The organism is Campylobacter troglodytis (genome assembly GCF_006864425.1).
Classification (GTDB): domain Bacteria; phylum Campylobacterota; class Campylobacteria; order Campylobacterales; family Campylobacteraceae; genus Campylobacter_D; species Campylobacter_D troglodytis.
In genome coordinates, this window is the sequence record NZ_QHLI01000220.1 from 1 (window position 1) to 568 (window position 568).

Genomic DNA, 568 nt, shown 5'->3' on the forward strand with positions numbered 1-568 from the left:
GAATTTAAGGGAGAAACTGTGTTAAGCTTGTATATAACCAATAATATAAAAGAAGCTGATCTAAAATTTTGGGCTGTGTTTTAGCTAAATTCAAGGGCGCTTTAAGGGCATTTTAAAACTTAGCTGTGTTTTAAACTCTTTTAAGGGGTGTTAAACTGTTTTTGTATGTCTTAGAACTAGCAAGCTGAATTTAAATTTAAAACAAGGGCTTAAAAGAAATTAAATTCAAAGAAAGATTTAAATTCAAGCTCTGAGAAAAAAGCTTGAATTTAAAAGTAAAAATTCAAGGACGGTGTATAAACTTGAATTTAAAAGCAAATAACTTAAATTCAAAGGCAAGACATAAAACTTAAATTCAAAGAAGGCTTTAAATTCAAGGACAAACTATGGAAGAAGAAAACACTCAGAATTTAAACATACCAAGCTTACTTTTAAGTACCGAGCTAAGTGGGCTTAAAAGAAATAAGGCAGTGGATCTAGCCTTGGGGCTTTTTTTACTAACTTTTAGACTGTCTAAGTTAAGCTCGCTTGAAGCAAGCACCATAGAAGGCTTGAAAGAACAGTTTGT

At 31.3% G+C, this 568-nt stretch carries 1 pseudogene; it reads left to right on the top strand.

Annotated elements, in window-relative coordinates:
• Nucleotides 1-386: 386 nt before the first annotated feature.
• A pseudogene (locus DMC01_RS12730) lies at nucleotides 387-568 on the top strand (type IVB secretion system protein IcmH/DotU); the annotation flags it as partial.